The following is a 14,961-nucleotide window of genomic DNA, read 5'->3' as shown; positions in this document are numbered from 1 at the left end:
GCCGTCTGAGAGAATCGAACGTCATGACTGCACCGAGCCCGATCACCGAGACCCCCGCCCGCACCCGTCGAATGAGCGGGGTCGGGCGCGTGCTCGTCGCCGTCTACGGCATCCTGGCGATCGCCGCGACCGGCCGCACGGCCGTGCAGATCATCGAGCGCTTCGACGAGGCGCCCGTCGCGTTCACCCTGTCGGGGCTCTCGGCCGTCGTCTACATCGTCGCGACGATCGCCCTCGTCGCACCCGGCCGCGCGTGGTACCGCGTCGCGTGGATCACGATCGGCTTCGAGGCCGCGGGCGTCCTCGTCGTCGGCGCGATCACGTGGCTCTGGCCCGACCTCCTCGGCGCGGGCACGGGCAACCCGTTCGGCCGCACGTCGACCGTGTGGACGCTCTTCGGCGCCGGGTACCTCCTCATCCCGCTCGTGCTGCCCTTCCTCGGCATGTGGTGGCTCGCCAAGCACCGCCCGAGCGCGACCGTGGCATCCGACACCTCCGAGGCCGCCGCCGGATGAAGACCTTCAAGGGGCTCGCGGCCGTTCCGGCCGATTTCGGACCGTCGGTCGTCACGATCGGCAAGTTCGACGGCGTGCACGAGGGGCATCGCGCGATCATCGCGCGGCTGCGCGAGATCGCGGCCGAGCGAGGCATCCTCTCGACCGTCGTGACGTTCGACCGCAATCCGCTCGCCCTCCTCGCGCCCGACCGCTGCCCCGACTCGCTCGTGAGCGTCAGGCAGAAGCTCGGCCTGCTCGCGACGACCGGCCTCGACGCGACCGTCCTGCTCGCGTTCGACCGGCAGCTCGCGTCGGTGCCCGCCGAGGAGTTCGTCGAGCGCGTGCTCGTCGAGGTGCTCCGCGCCGACGTCGTCCTCGTCGGCCGCGACTTCCGGTACGGCGCGAAGGGCGCCGGCGATGTCGCGCTCCTCGAGGAGCTCGGCGAGCGCCACGGGTTCGAGGTCGAGGTCGTCGCCGACGTGCTGCCCGACGGCGAGCGGCGGGTATCGTCGACGTGGATCCGCGAGCTGCTGGCGGCGGGCGACGTGCGCGCCGCGACCGCCCTCCTCGGCCACACGCCGACCGTGTCGGGTATCGTCGTCCACGGCGCGAAGCGCGGGCGCGAGCTCGGCTACCCGACGGCGAACCTCTCGCCCGAGTCCGAGGGGCTCGTCCCCGGCGACGGCGTCTACGCGGGCTGGCTGACCGACGCGGGCGTCCGCTACCCGGCCGCGATCTCCGTCGGCGACAACCCCACGTTCGAGGGCGTGCCGCAGAAGCAGGTCGAGGCGTACGTCATCGACCGCGAACTCGACCTCTACGACCACCTCGTCGACGTCGAGTTCGTCGACCGCATCCGCGGTATGGTCGCGTTCGAGAGCATCGAGTCGCTCGTCGACGGCATCCGAGACGACGTCGACGTCGCGAAGAAACTGTTGGCATGAGCCATCCGGCGCCGCCCGCGCCGCTCTGGGCGGGCCGCGCGCTCGCGCTCGTCGGCATCGTCCTCGTCGCGTTCAACCTGCGCACCGCCGTCGCGTCGCTCTCGCCGATCCTCGCCGAACTCGAACGCGACATCCCGCTCTCGCCCGCGCTCGTCGGGTTCCTCGGCACGCTGCCGCCGCTCTGCTATGCGATCTTCGGCATCCTGACGCCGCTCATCGCGCGTCGCTTCGGCCTCGAGGCGACCCTCGTCGGCGCCCTCGTCGCCCTCGCCACGGGGCTCGCGGGTCGCGGACTCGCCCCCGACGCGGGCTGGCTCGTCGCCGCGAGCGCGCTCACGTTCGCGGCGATCGGCGTCGGAAACGTGCTGTTGCCGCCGCTCGTGAAGCGCTACTTCCCCGACCGCGTCGGACTCATGACGACGATCTACGTCACTGCCATGTCGGTCTCGACGTTCACGCCGCCGCTCATCGCCGTGCCGGTCGCGGATGCCGCGGGGTGGCAGATCTCACTCGCGCAATGGGCGATCGTGGCCGCGCTCTCGCTCGTGCCGTGGATCGCGCTCCTCGTGCACCCGAAGCGCCGCGTGCCCGAGGCGATGCCCGAGCAGGCCGCGCCGGCGCGCCTCGGCGAAGCCGTGCGGTCGCCGCTCGCGTGGGCGCTCGCGATCGTCTTCGCGGTGTCGGGCTTCAACGCCTACTCGATGTTCGCGTGGCTGCCGCAATTGCTGCACGACGTCGCAGGCACGACGCCCGTCGCGGCAGGCGCGCTCCTCTCGCTCTACGCCGCCGTCGGCTTGCCGGCAGGGCTCATCGTGCCCGTCGTCGCGGCACGGTACGGCCGAGTCGGACTGCTCGTCGCCGTCGCGTCGGTCTCGTACGTCGTCGGCTACGGCGGCCTGCTGCTGGCACCCCACGTCGCGACCTGGCTCTGGGTGGCGCTCGCCGGGGCCGGACCCTTGACCTTCCCGCTGTCGCTCGTGCTCATCAACCTCCGCACGCGCACCCACTCGGGCGCGATCGCCGTGAGCGGCTTCGTGCAGTCCGTCGGCTATCTCATCGTCGCCGCAGGCCCGCTCGTGATCGGCATGCTGCACGAGCAGAGCGGGGGCTGGACGGCCGCGCTCATCGTGCTGCTCGTCTCGGCGCTGCCCGCGGCGCTGTGCGGTGCGATCGTGGCCCGGCCGCGGTTCTTCGAAGACGAACGGTTGCGTCGCGAGGGCGTGCGCCCGTAGCATCCGCTCCCATGGGGCTCATCGAGGTGCTCGCCGAAGCCGCGACCGCGCCGAAGGCGCCCAACCTGTGGGGAGCGCTCGGCTGCGCGCTCGCCTATTCGGGGGCGCTCTTCGCGACGATCGACTCGTTCGCCGACATCCTCCTCGCCTCGGGCGATGCGCCCGGCGGCCGGTTGAGCCCGGCGCTCCGGCTCAAGACGGGGTCGAAGCTCGCCGCCGCCGGCATCACGGTCGTCGCGGCCGGGCTTGTGCTCGCGCTCGACCGGAACTGGTTCGCGTTCATCGCGCTGAGCGCCGCGTTCGTCGTGCTGGCCGGGATCGCGGCGCTCGTGCTCGTGCGGCATCGGGCGATGCGAGCGGTGCAGCGCGCGGAGTCGCAGCGGGTCGAGTCCCAGCAGACGGCGGCGCAGCGGGCCGCCCGTCAGGGGGCGGCGCCGCCGCGAGCCGACAACGGGTGATCAGCCGACGAGGTCGGCGCGGTGCACGAGCGCGGCGGCGCCGATGAGCGGGCCCTCGTCGGAGAGGCCCGACGGCACGATCTGCACGCGCCGCACGAAGTCGAACGCCGTTCGCTCGTCGAGGGCCGTGCGAGCATGTTCGAAGAGCGCGGGGGAGACGCGCGAGAAGCCGCCGCCGATCGCGACGACGTCGAGGTCGACGAGGTTCGTGGCCGACGCGATCGCGCGGCCGATCGCGGTGCCGGCGCGGGCGACGGCCGCGACCGCGACGGGGTCGCCCTCGGCGTGGGCCTTCGCGAGGTCTTCGCCGGTCTCGCCGGTGAAGCCTTGGGTGCGGGCCCACGCGACGGTCTGGGGCCCGAGGCGACGGCCTCGAGGCATCCGACGCCGCCGCACTTGCAGGGCGTGTCGAAGCCGCCGACCTCGATGTGGCCGATGTGGCCCGCGTTGCCGCTGGGGCTCGGCACGGCGCGGTCGCCGAGCACGATGCCGCCGCCGACGCCCGTCGAGACGATCATGCCCATGAGGTTGTGGGCGTCTTGCCCTGCGCCGACCCACTTCTCGGCGAGGGCGATGCAGAGACCGTCGATGCGGAGGTCGACGGGGACGCCGGGGACGAGCTTTGCGACCTCGGCCGCGAGCGGGTGGCCGCGCCACACGGGGAGGTTCAACGGGGAGACCGTGCCGGCCTCGAGATCGACGGGGCCTGCGGAGCCGATGCCGACGCCGACGAGCTCGGCGTCGGCAGGGAGTGAGTCGCGGGCGGCGATCACGACGTCGGCGACGGCGCGAGCGAGATCTTCGGCGGATGCCGCGTGGCCGGTCGGGCGGCGGTGGCGCGTGCCGGGTACGAGCGAGCCGTCGGCGGCGACGAGCGCGGCCTCGACTTTCGTGCCGCCGAAGTCGACGGCGAGGGCGAGGGGTGAGGGCATACGCACCAGCATAAAGCGGTGGAATCGGGGCGCTCGCTGCTCATATGAGCAGGAATCGCAGCGACTGTTGTTTCGTGCGCACGTGATGCCTACCCTGGATCGAGGGGGATTCGCGACGCGGAGGAGGCACATGGACGAGATCGACGAACTGCTCTCGATCCGGGCGGCCGAGCTGTACTACGAAGAGAACAAGACGCAGGACGAGATCGGCCAGGCGCTGCGGCTCACGCGGTGGAAGGTCGGGCGACTCCTCGCGCAGGCGAAGCAGCGCGGGTTCATCCGCATCGAGATCCTGCACCCGCGTGCGCGTCGGCTCGCGATCGAGCGTCGGCTGCGCGACGAGCGCGGGCTCGTCGACGCCATCGTCGTGTCCTCGGCGGGCGTGACGTCGGCCGAAGAGCTCCAGGCACGCACGGCGCAGGCCGCGGCCGACTACCTCACGGCGCTCCGGCCCGTGCCGCGCACGCTCGGCGTGAGCTGGGGGCGTACGCTCTTCGAGATCTCGCAGCACCTCCGCACCGGGTGGGCGACGGGCGTCAACGTCGTGCAGATCAACGGCGGCGTGAGCCTCAACCGGCGCGCGGGCACCGCGGCGGCGACGGCCGTCGGCATCGCCCAGAAGGGCGGCGGCAGCGCGACCCTCCTCCCGAGCCCCGCGATCCTCGAACGGCTCGAGACGAAAGAGGCCATCGAGTCCGATCGCGTCGTCGCGGGCGTCATCGACCTCGCACGCTCGGCCGACGCCTACCTGTTCAGCGCGGGCGCCGCCGACCACACCTCCGTGCACGTCGAGAGCGGCTACCTCTCGGCGGGCGACGTCGACCTCCTCGTGCAGAAGGGCGCCGTCGGCGACGTCGTCGGCCGCTACCTCGACTCCGACGGCAACATCGTCGACCCCGCGCTCGACGCGCGCACGGTCGGACTCACCCTCGACGAACTCCGCGCGGCGCCGCTCACGATCGCCGTCGTCTCCGGTTCCGCGAAGCACGCCGTCGCCGACGCGGTCGTCAGAAGCGGGCTCTGCACCGTCCTCGTCACCGACGAGGCCACCGCCCTCCACGTGCTCGACGGCTGACGCCCGAGACATCCACCGACTTCACGAAGCACCGCACCACCGATCGAACGGCAGGTCATCATGGCAGGCACTTCACTCGTCACGGCCCGCGAGCGCGCGCTCGCGGTGCTCGGCGGCGAACCCGACGACGCGACGCTCCGTCGCTATCTGCACGGCATCCCCGGCGTCGACGCGGTCGGGCTCGAGCAGCGCGCCGCGGGGCTCGGCTCGCGGTCGATCAAGACGAGCTCGAAGGCGTGGGCGCTCGACAAGATCATCTCGCTCATCGACCTCACGACCCTCGAGGGCGCCGACACGCCCGGCAAGGTGCGCTCGCTCGTCGGCAAGGCGCTGAAGCCCGACTCGACCGACATCACGACGCCGCGCGTCGCGGCCGTGTGCGTGTACGGCGACCTCGTGGGCGTCGCGGTCGATGCGCTCGGCGCCGCCCACGGCGACCCCGACGATGGGCTCGTCTCGGTCGCGGCCGTCGCGACGGCGTTCCCGTCGGGGCGCGCGTCGCTCGACATCAAGCTCGCCGACACGGCCGACGCGGTCGCGGCGGGCGCCGACGAGATCGACATGGTCATCGACCGCGGCGCGTTCCTCGCGGGCCGGTACGGCGAGGTGTTCGACCAGATCGCGGCCGTCAAGGCCGCGTGCGTGCGGCCCGACGGCACCAGTGCGAGCCTCAAGGTCATCCTCGAGACGGGCGAGCTCGTGACGTACGACAACGTGCGGCGGGCGTCGTGGCTGTCGATCCTCGCGGGCGGCGACTTCATCAAGACGTCGACGGGCAAGGTCGCCCCCGCCGCGACCCTCCCGGTCACGCTCCTCATGCTGCAGGTCGTGCGCGACTGGCACCTGCTCACCGGCCAGCGCATCGGCGTCAAGCCCGCGGGCGGCATCCGCACCTCGAAAGACGCCGTCAAGTACCTCGTGACCGTCGCCGAGATCGTCGGCGAAGATTGGCTGCAGCCGCACCTGTTCCGCTTCGGGGCATCCAGCCTCTTGAACGACGTGCTCCTGCAGCGTCAGAAGCTCACCACCGGCCGCTACTCGGGCCCCGACTACGTGACGATCGACTGAGAGGCATCCAGACATGAGCTTCCTCGACTACGCACCGGCGCCCGAGTCGCGCTCGGTCCTCGCGCTTCGCGAGAGCTACGGCCTCTTCATCGACGGCGAGTTCGTCGAGGGGCGCGGCACGCCCTTCCAGACGATCTCCCCGGCGACCGAGGAGCGCCTCGCGACGATCGCGAACGCGAACGAGGCGGATGTCTCCGATGCCGTCGCCGCGGCCCGCCGCGCCTACGACCGGGTCTGGTCGAAGATGAGCGGGCGCGATCGCGGCAAGTACCTCTTCCGCATCGCCCGGCTCGTGCAAGAGCGCGCGCGCGAACTCGCGGTCGCCGAGTCGCTCGACAACGGCAAGCCCATCAAAGAGTCGCGCGATGTCGACATCCCGCTCGTCGCGGCCTGGTTCTTCTACTACGCGGGCTGGGCCGACAAGCTCGACTACGCGGGCCTCGGCGCGAACCCGCGCTCGCTCGGCGTCGCGGGCCAGGTCATCCCGTGGAACTTCCCGCTCCTCATGCTCGCGTGGAAGATCGCGCCCGCCCTCGCGACGGGCAACACGGTCGTGCTGAAGCCCGCCGAGACGACGCCGCTCACCGCGCTCATCTTCGCCGAGATCCTCCAGCAGGCCGACCTCCCGCCCGGCGTCGTCAGCATCGTCACGGGCGCCGGCGACACGGGCGCGGCGCTCGTCGCCCACCCCGACGTCGACAAGGTCGCGTTCACGGGGTCGACGTCCGTCGGCCGGCAGATCGCGCGCACCGTCGCGGGCACGAACAAGAAGGTCACCCTCGAACTCGGCGGCAAGGCCGCGAACATCGTCTTCGACGACGCCCCCATCGACCAGGCCGTCGACGGCATCGTCAACGGCATCTTCTTCAACCAGGGGCACGTGTGCTGCGCGGGCAGCCGCCTGCTCGTGCAGGAGTCGATCCACGACGAGGTCGTCGAGCGGTTGAAGCTGCGGCTCTCGACGCTGCGGCTCGGCGACCCGCTCGACAAGAACACCGATATCGGCGCGATCAACTCGCGCGAACAGCTCGAGCGCATCACGCGGCTGAGCGACCTCGGCGACGCCGAGGGCGCGGAGCGCTGGACGGCCGAGTGCGAGATCCCCGACAACGGGTTCTGGTTCGCGCCGACGATCTTCACGAACGTGCAGACGAGCCACGCGATCGCACGCGAAGAGATCTTCGGCCCCGTGCTGTCGGTGCTGACGTTCCGCACGCCCGGAGAGGCGGTTGCGAAGGCGAACAACACGCCCTACGGCCTGTCGGCGGGCATCTGGACCGAGAAGGGCAGCCGCATGTTGCAGCTCGCCGACCAGCTTCGTGCGGGGGTCATCTGGGCGAACACGTTCAACCGGTTCGACCCCGCGAGCCCGTTCGGCGGCTACAAGGAGTCGGGCTACGGCCGCGAGGGCGGCCGCCACGGGCTCGGGGCGTACCTCGCGCCGGCGTCGTCGTCGGCCGTGTCGGGCGGGCGCGGCGGCGCGCAGCGCCGCGTCGGGGCCTCGGATGCCTCACCCGCGCTCGTGTCCGCAGCGGCCGGTGCCGAGGCATCCGCCGCCGGTGCCGATGCGCCCGCTCCCAAGCGCGTCCGCGCGACCCGATCGACCCGCACCGCGAAGAAGGGAGCGGCGAAATGAGCCGCCTGGCCGTGCCCAAGACGTACAAGCTGTTCATCGGCGGGGCGTTCCCGCGCAGCGAGTCGGGTCGCATCTACGAGGTGCGGTCGGCTGCGGGCGCGTTCCTCGCGAATGCCGCGCTCGCGTCGCGGAAAGACGCGCGCGACGCGGTCGTCGCCGCGCGTGCCGCCGTCGGCGGCTGGGCCGGAGCCACGGCGTACAACCGCGGGCAGGTGCTGTACCGCATCGCCGAGCTCCTGGAAGGGCGACGCATCCAGTTCATCGCCGAGATCGAGGAGCAGGAGGGCGTGACGCACGCGCAGGCGAGCGCGCAGGTCGACGAGGCGATCGACCGCTGGGTCTGGTATGCCGGGTGGGCCGACAAGTTCGCGCAGGTCGCGGGCAACGCGAACCCGGTGGCAGGCCCGTTCTTCAACATCTCGGTGCCCGAGCCGACGGGCGTCGTCGCGATCGTCGCGCCGCAGGACTCGGCGCTCCTCGGCTTCGTGTCGGCGATCGCTCCGGCGCTCGTGACGGGCAACGCGGTCGTCGTCGTCGCGAGCGAGCGGTTCCCGCTGTCGGCGATCTCGCTCGCCGAAGTGCTCGCGACGAGCGACGTGCCGAAGGGCGTCGTCAACGTGCTCACGGGCTCGCCGGCCGAGATCGCGCCGTGGCTCGCATCGCACGCCGACGTCAACGCGCTCGACCTCGTCGGCGCGGCCGACCTCGAGTGGGTCGACCTCGAGATCGCCGCGGCCGAGACGCTCACGCGTGTCCTTCGGCCCGAGCAGGGGCCCGACGCCGCGGCGCCGTCGCTCGAGCGCATCCGCGCGTTCACCGAGACGAAGACGATCTGGCACACGAAGAGCCTGAAGTAGTGGGGCACGGGATGGCTGGACGCGAGGGTGCTTCCGACGCCCGCGATCGACTCGTGATCGATCCGTTCGACTACCGCGTCACGAAAGAGGGCGCGGTCATCGTGTCGCGCGGCGGTCGTGCGGTCATGACGGTCGGCGGTCGCGATGCCGCGCGCCTCGTGGCCGCACTGCAGCGCGCCGACGAGGCGGAGTCGCAGTACGTGCTCGCGCGCGCGAGCGGTGACTACAAGCGGGGGAACGAGCGGGGCTGAGCGGGTCTCTGCGGTCGGCGGCGACCCCGCGGCATCCGTCGATCGCTTCATCGACTCGATCGATGTCCCCTGAATTGAAGGTAACGAAAGGGTAACGGGCTGTGCTAGCGTGACCCTACCGATCGCGCAACGGAGCGAGATCGGGGAAAGGCCCGAACCCGTGAATTCAGCCTTCCGAACGGTCGCCCGCCGTTCGCTGCTGGTCCTCTGCTCGATCGCGCTCACGAGCGTGCTCATCGGCGCGCAGGTGCCGCCGCGGGTGCTCGCGGCCGACGTCTTCGGCGCCATGCGCGCGCCGGGGGAGCCGGCGTTCACGGTCGGCCACCGCGGCGACCGCGCGAGCGCCCCTGAGAACACGATGGTCTCGCTCGAACTCGCGATGGATCGGCTCGCGTACGTCGAGACCGACGTGCGGCTCACGAGCGACGGCGTGCCCGTGCTGTTCCACGACGTCACCCTCGAGCGCGTCGCGGGGGTCGCGAAGCGCGTCGAAGACCTGACCTTCGCAGAGCTCTCGACGATCGACGTCGGCTCCTGGTACGGCGAGGAGTTCGCGGGCGAGCGCGTTCCGACCCTCGACGCGTTCCTTGCGGCGCTCGCCGAGCGGCCCGATGCCCGGGCGCTCGTCGAGCTCAAAGCCGATTGGACCCCCGCCGGCGTCCGCAAGATCGTGGGGCTCATCGAACGGCACAACCTCCGCTCTCGCATCATCCTCGAGAGCTTCAGCATCGAGTCGCTCCTCGCGATCAAGGCCGCCTCGCCCACGACGCCCCGGATCATGCTCACGCGCGAACTGCCCGACGACCCGCTGCCGCTCGTGGAGCGATTCGGCGTCATCGGATTCGGCACGACCGCGGCGTCGGTGCGGCGCGCGAAAGTCGCTGTCGAGCGGCTGCACGCGGCCGGGGTCTCGGTGCTGTGCTACACCCTCAACTCGCAGGAGGACTGGGCGAAGGTGAGCGCGCTCGGCGTCGACGGCATCATCACCGACGAGCCGAGCGACCTCGACGCGTGGCTCGCGGCGACCGCGCCCGGCACGTAGGCCGTCTCCTCGCCCCCGAAAGCGGCGGACTCCGCCGCCCGGTCCGCGCCGCCCGGTCCGCGCCGACCGACCGCCTCGCCCCGGAGTCTCCTTGCGGTCCCGCCGCACGCGGCACTTCGGCACCGGCGGTCGCAGATGCTGCGCATCGGCGATGCGAATGCAGCGGATGCTTCGGGGCCGCGGCACTTCGGCACCGCCGCGTCGACCAGAAGGGCTTGCCACCGGCGTGCGAAGCCCAGGGTCGCCGAACGTCGTTGTACTTCGGTACTCGGTTCTTCGGTACTCGGTGCTTCGCGTCGCCCCGACGCCCGGTCAGCCGCGATTGTTCGACAGCTCGAAGATGCGGAGGAGCTCCGCGACCGCGGCCTCGCGCTCCTCGCCGCCCGCCTCGTACTGATGCGTGACGTGCGTGCGGAGGTGGTTCTCGACGAGCAGCTTGTTGAGCGAGGCGAGCGACTTCTGCACGGCGAGCGAGAGCGTGATGATGTCGACGCAGTACTCCTCGTTCTCGATCATCTTCTCGATGCCGCGCAGCTGCCCCTCGATGATCTTCGTGCGGTGGAGCGCGCGCTTCTTGATGTCCTCGATCACCCTCCAAGGATACCCCACGAACCGCATACCCCCCTGGGGTACACTCGAGTTCGTGGAAACCCTGACCGTCGACCTCGACATCGAAGGCATGACGTGCGCGAGCTGCGTCGCGCGCGTCGAGAAGCGCCTCACGCGCATCGAGGGCGTCGACGCGCGCGTCAACCTCGCGACCGAGCGGGCCCGCGTGAGCTATCCGGCGGATGTCCCGGTCGACACGCTCCTCGAGGCGGTCGACGCCGCGGGGTACCGCGCGACCCTCGTCGAGCCCGAGCCACCGGCGACGGCGACGGCGACGGAAGGCGTCGGCACCGAGCCATCCGCCCGCCGCGACCCGCTCACGCGACGGCTCGCCGTCTCTGCCGCGCTCGCGATCCCCGTCGTGCTCGTCGCGATGATCCCGGCGCTGCAGTTCCCGGGCTGGCAGTGGGCGTCGCTCGCGCTCGCCACGCCGGTCGTGCTGTGGGGCGGGTGGCCGTTCCACCGGGCCGCGGCCGTGAACCTCCGCCACGGGGCCCTCACGATGGACACCCTCGTCTCGCTCGGCACGCTCACGGCATACCTGTGGTCGGTGCAGGCGCTCGTCTTCGGGCACGCGGGCGAGATCGGCATGCGCCACGAGTGGGTGTGGGGCGTCCGCGGCATGCCGGGCGGCGACGTCTACTTCGAGGTCGCGGCGGGCGTCGTCGCGGTCATCCTCGCCGGCCGGGTGCTCGAGGCGCGTTCCAAGCGGCGCGCGGGCCGGGCGCTCCGCGCCCTCGCGGACCTCGCGCCGAGCGAGTCGACGCTCGTCGAGACGGATGCCTCGGGGCAGGCCGCCGAACGTCGCATCCCGCTCGCCGACCTCCGCGCGGGCGACCGCTTCGCGGTCCGGCCGGGGGAGCGCATCGCCGCCGACGGCGTCGTCGTCGAGGGCGAGGCCGCCGTCGACGAGCGCATGCTCACAGGCGAACCCGCACCCGTCGACGTCGAACCGGGCTCCCACGTGACGGGCGCGACGATCGTCGTCGACGGGCGGCTCGTGATCGAGGCGACGCGGGTCGGCGCCGACGCGCGGCTCGCGCAGATCGCGCGGCTCGTCGACGACGCGCAAGTGGGCTCGTCGCGTGCGCAACGGCTCGCCGACCGCATCTCGGCGGTGTTCGTGCCCGTCGTCATCGCCCTCGCGATCGCCACCGGGATCGTCTGGAGCCTCACGGGCAGCCCCGTCGAGCACGCGCTCACTGCGGCCGTCGCCGTCCTGGTCATCGCGTGCCCGTGCGCCCTCGGGCTTGCGACGCCGATGGCGATCCTCGTCGGCACGGGCCGCGGCGCGGCGCGCGGCATCCTCATCACGGGGCCCGAGGCGCTCGATCGCACGGGCCAGGCCGACACGATCGTCCTCGACAAGACCGGCACGCTCACGACGGGGCGCATGCGGCTCACGGGCGTCGTCGCCGAAGAGGGGCGGATGCCTCGCACGCGCTCGCCGTGGCGGCCGCCCTCGAGCACGGCTCGGAGCATCCGATCGCCCGAGCGGTCGTCGAGGCCGCCGAACGCGACGGCCTGGCCCTGCCGACCGTCGCGCGATTCCGCGCCCACCGCGGGCTCGGGGTGACCGCCGAGATCGACGGCATCGCGGCCGCGTGCGGCCGTCTCGCCTTCCTCGAGTCGCTCGGATACGCGGTTCCTGACGAGCTCCGCGCTCGCGTCGCTGCCTCCGACGCGACGGCCGTCGCGGTCGGCTGGGACGGCCGGATGCGCGCCGTCCTCGAGATCGACGACACCGTGCGCGACTCGGCGCGGGGCGCGATCGACGACCTCAAGGCGCTCGGGCTCGAGCCCGTGCTCGCAACGGGCGACGCCGAGCGCCCAGCCGCGCGCGTCGCGGCAGCGCTCGGCATCGACGAGGTGCACGCGGCGTTGAGCCCCGAAGACAAGCTCGCGCTCGTGCGCGACCTGCAGGCGCGCGGGCGCACGGTCGCGATGGCGGGCGACGGCGTGAACGACGCGCCTGCGCTCGCCGGGGCCGATCTCGGCATCGCGATGGGCGGGGGTGCCGACGCCGCCGCCGCGGCGAGCGACCTCGCGCTCCTCCGCGACGACCCGGCGGTCATCCCCGAGGCCGTGCGGCTCTCGCGGGCGACGCTCGGCACGATCCGCGGCAACCTGTTCTGGGCCTTCGCATACAACGTCGCGGCGATCCCGCTCGCGGCGGCGGGGTTCCTGAACCCCATGATCGCGGGCGCGGCGATGGCGTTCTCGAGCGTGTTCGTCGTCCTCAACAGCCTGCGGCTCCGCCGCCGCTGACGCAGGCCACCGGCTCGCAGGCGGCTGTATCCGAGGAAGACTCGCGGCCGATAGCGTGGGGCCATGTCCCGTCGCCGACCGATCGGATTGCGCCGAGTCGCTGCCGCAGGGGCGCTCGCCGCCGCGTGGTTCCTCGCGGTCGCGCCCGCCGCGGCGGGCAACGCCGTCGGCGAGACATCCACCGGTACCGGGACATCCACCGCTCTCGCACCCGTCGCGGCTCTCCCCGCCGACGTCGACGACTTCTCGTTCGCCTCTTTCGACGCCGTCTACGACCTCGGCCGCGACGACGAAGGGCACTCGACCCTCACGACGACCGAGCGACTCGTCGCCGTGTTCCCCGACTTCGACCAGAACCACGGCATCCGCCGCGCGATCCCCGAGCGATACGACGGCCACCCGACCGAGATCCGGATCACGAGCGTGACCGACGGCGAGGGCGTGCCGCGGTCGTTCGAGACGGCGTCGGAGGACGGCTTCCTCCTCGTGACGATCGCCGCGCGCGGGTTCGTCCACGGCGAGCAGACCTACGTCATCTCGTATGACCAGCGGTATGTCACGCACGTGCCCGACGACGCCGCGATCGACGAGTTCTACTGGGACGTCAACGGCACGGGCTGGGCGCAGCCCTTCGGGCGGGTGACCGCCGAGCTCCGGGTCGAGCCCGAGATCGCCGCCGCGTTCACGGGCGACGCCGCGTGCTACCGGGGCTGGAGCGGTTCGGGGACTCCGTGCGAGTCGCTCGAGGTGTTCGCGCCCGAGGTCGCGGGCGACGCACCGACGGCGGTGCCGTTCCTTCGGGCTTCGGCCGCGAACCTCGGCCCGTACGAGAATCTCACGATCGCGGCCGCGTTCGAACAGGGCACCTTCACCCCGCGCGACGACGCGTTCCTCTCGTCGCCGGTCGCCGTCGCGAGCGGGGTCGGCGCCCTCGGGGCACTGGGGGCGGCGCTCACGGCGCTCGTCCTGCGCGCGACACGCTGGCGCAATCATCCCGGCCGCGGCATCGTCGTCGCCGAGTACGAGCCTCCGCCGGGCGTCTCGATCATGGAGGCCGCCGACCTCGTCGGCGCGCCGGGGCGCGGGGTCACGGCGTCGATCCTCGAGCTCGCGGTCGAAGGGCGCGTGCGCATCGTCGAGACGTCGCGCAAGAAGTACGCGGTCGAGTTCGCGCGCGGAGACAGCCAGGGGCGGGATGTCCCCGACCCGGGCGCGGGCGAACTCGTGCGCCTGCTCTTCCCGCGCGGCGCGCACCCGGGGGAGCGGCGACCGCTGAAGGGCGGCAGCGACCGCCTCGCGACGGGCTTGCAGACCCTCCGCAGCCGGGCGCGCAAGTTCGTGACGACGACGGGCTACCGTCGCTCGCCCGATCCGGGGCTGCGGCTGCTCGTCGCGGCGATCGCCGTCGTCGGCGCGATCGTCGGCGTCGTGTTCGCGATCTTCGCGTTCGATCAGGCCAGGGGCGGCTGGTGGCCCGCGGTCGCGCTCGGCGGCGCGGTCGTCCTCGCGCTCGTCGCGATCGGAGCCGTCTCGAGCGTGCGCCCGCTCACCGAGCGCGGCCGTGACATGCACGACCGGCTCGAGGGCCTTCGCCTGTACATCCGCCTCGCCGAGGCCGACCGGCTCCGGGTGCTCCAGAGTCCGAGCGGGGCGCTTCGCGTTCCGAGCGGCGCGTCGGCCGCGACATCCGCCGGTTCGATTCCGGATGCCTCGCAGCCGGCGCCGCTCGACAGTGCCGCGGTGCTGAAACTCAACGAACGCCTCCTGCCGTACGCCGTCCTCTTCGGCCTCGAACGCGAGTGGGCTCGGGAACTCGCGGCGCTCTACGAGGCGCGCGGGGAGCAGCCCGGCTGGTATTCGGGGCGCGGCGCGTTCGACGCCGTCGCCTTCAGCACCGGGATGGCGTCGTTCTCGTCGGCCGCGTCGACGACGTGGTCGGGCTCGTCTTCGAGTTCCTCGTCGAGCGGGTCGGGCGGCGGCGGATCGTCGGGGGCGGGGGCGGCGGAGGCGGCGGCGGGGGCGTCTGACGCGCGTCCGCCGTGCCGGCTCTCGGTGCTGCTGTGCAGAGCGTGACGGCCGTCCTCACGAACCG

Annotated in this window: 15 protein-coding genes and 1 pseudogene; 13 read left to right on the top strand and 3 right to left on the bottom strand. The window is 72.4% G+C overall.

Features of this window, described 5'->3' with window-relative positions; genetic code table 11:
* Window positions 1–23 precede the first annotated feature (23 nt).
* Genes ET445_RS14810 through ET445_RS14795 form a run of 4 tightly spaced genes read left to right on the top strand, consistent with a single transcriptional unit; the run spans window position 24 to window position 3,131 of the window.
* On the top strand, window positions 24–515 hold the full coding sequence (locus tag ET445_RS14810) for a hypothetical protein (RefSeq protein WP_129191952.1): 492 nt from the start codon (window positions 24–26) through the stop codon (window positions 513–515).
* A complete protein-coding gene (locus ET445_RS14805; RefSeq protein WP_129191951.1) occupies window positions 512–1,441 on the top strand; it encodes a bifunctional riboflavin kinase/FAD synthetase in 930 nt (309 codons plus the stop codon). The genes ET445_RS14810 and ET445_RS14805 overlap by 4 nt, the downstream gene beginning before the upstream one ends.
* Window positions 1,438–2,673 (top strand): MFS transporter, encoded by a 1,236-nt coding sequence (locus ET445_RS14800; RefSeq protein ID WP_129191950.1) that lies wholly within the window; start codon window positions 1,438–1,440, stop codon window positions 2,671–2,673. The genes ET445_RS14805 and ET445_RS14800 overlap by 4 nt, the downstream gene beginning before the upstream one ends.
* 11 nt (window positions 2,674–2,684) lie before the next feature.
* Complete coding sequence (locus tag ET445_RS14795) at window positions 2,685–3,131, top strand: hypothetical protein (protein WP_129191949.1); 447 nt, start codon at window positions 2,685–2,687, stop codon at window positions 3,129–3,131.
* Here the strand turns inward: ET445_RS14795 and ET445_RS18330 are convergent, their stop codons facing one another.
* The gene (locus ET445_RS18330) at window positions 3,132–3,512 is read right to left on the bottom strand and encodes an ROK family protein (protein ID WP_279433480.1); all 381 of its coding nucleotides are present in this window, start codon (window positions 3,510–3,512) and stop codon (window positions 3,132–3,134) included.
* 35 nt (window positions 3,513–3,547) lie between these two features.
* A pseudogene (locus tag ET445_RS18325) lies at window positions 3,548–4,063 on the bottom strand (ROK family protein); the annotation flags it as partial.
* Window positions 4,064–4,193: 130 nt separating this feature from the next.
* On the opposite strand from ET445_RS18325, the gene ET445_RS14785 reads away from it, so the two are divergent.
* From ET445_RS14785 to ET445_RS14760, 6 genes are all read left to right on the top strand, one after another.
* A complete protein-coding gene (locus tag ET445_RS14785) occupies window positions 4,194–5,138 on the top strand; it encodes a sugar-binding transcriptional regulator (protein ID WP_129191948.1) in 945 nt (314 codons plus the stop codon).
* A gap of 60 nt (window positions 5,139–5,198) precedes the next feature.
* Window positions 5,199–6,206: a deoxyribose-phosphate aldolase gene (gene deoC, locus ET445_RS14780; protein WP_129191947.1), complete on the top strand. Its 1,008-nt coding sequence runs from the start codon at window positions 5,199–5,201 to the stop codon at window positions 6,204–6,206.
* A 13-nt stretch (window positions 6,207–6,219) separates the two neighbouring features.
* Window positions 6,220–7,842: an aldehyde dehydrogenase family protein gene (locus tag ET445_RS14775; RefSeq protein ID WP_129191946.1), complete on the top strand. Its 1,623-nt coding sequence runs from the start codon at window positions 6,220–6,222 to the stop codon at window positions 7,840–7,842.
* The gene (locus ET445_RS14770; RefSeq protein ID WP_129191945.1) at window positions 7,839–8,699 is read left to right on the top strand and encodes an aldehyde dehydrogenase family protein; all 861 of its coding nucleotides are present in this window, start codon (window positions 7,839–7,841) and stop codon (window positions 8,697–8,699) included. The genes ET445_RS14775 and ET445_RS14770 overlap by 4 nt, the downstream gene beginning before the upstream one ends.
* An 11-nt stretch (window positions 8,700–8,710) precedes the next feature.
* Entirely contained in the window at window positions 8,711–8,950 is a 240-nt protein-coding gene (locus ET445_RS14765; protein ID WP_129191944.1) for a hypothetical protein, read from the top strand.
* Between the two features lie 160 nt (window positions 8,951–9,110).
* The gene (locus ET445_RS14760) at window positions 9,111–9,992 is read left to right on the top strand and encodes a glycerophosphodiester phosphodiesterase (RefSeq protein WP_129191943.1); all 882 of its coding nucleotides are present in this window, start codon (window positions 9,111–9,113) and stop codon (window positions 9,990–9,992) included.
* A gap of 312 nt (window positions 9,993–10,304) precedes the next feature.
* Here ET445_RS14760 and ET445_RS14755 read toward each other — a convergent pair whose 3' ends face one another.
* Entirely contained in the window at window positions 10,305–10,583 is a 279-nt protein-coding gene (locus tag ET445_RS14755) for a metal-sensitive transcriptional regulator (RefSeq protein ID WP_129191942.1), read from the bottom strand.
* A gap of 52 nt (window positions 10,584–10,635) precedes the next feature.
* On the opposite strand from ET445_RS14755, the gene ET445_RS18515 reads away from it, so the two are divergent.
* The 3 genes from ET445_RS18515 (at window position 10,636) to ET445_RS14745 (ending at window position 14,942) form a co-directional block, all read left to right on the top strand.
* Window positions 10,636–12,177 (top strand): heavy metal translocating P-type ATPase, encoded by a 1,542-nt coding sequence (locus tag ET445_RS18515; RefSeq protein WP_341769716.1) that lies wholly within the window; start codon window positions 10,636–10,638, stop codon window positions 12,175–12,177.
* A complete protein-coding gene (locus tag ET445_RS18510) occupies window positions 12,087–12,869 on the top strand; it encodes a heavy metal translocating P-type ATPase (protein ID WP_341769755.1) in 783 nt (260 codons plus the stop codon). Before ET445_RS18515 ends, ET445_RS18510 begins: the two co-directional genes overlap by 91 nt.
* Window positions 12,870–12,932: 63 nt before the next feature.
* Entirely contained in the window at window positions 12,933–14,942 is a 2,010-nt protein-coding gene (locus tag ET445_RS14745; protein WP_129191941.1) for a DUF2207 family protein, read from the top strand.
* Window positions 14,943–14,961 lie beyond the last annotated feature (19 nt).

It is taken from the genome of Agromyces protaetiae, assembly GCF_004135405.1.
Lineage (GTDB): Bacteria > Actinomycetota > Actinomycetes > Actinomycetales > Microbacteriaceae > Agromyces > Agromyces protaetiae.
The sequence above is the reverse complement of the archived record's forward strand: the minus strand, read 5'-3'. Positions and strand labels throughout refer to the sequence as shown.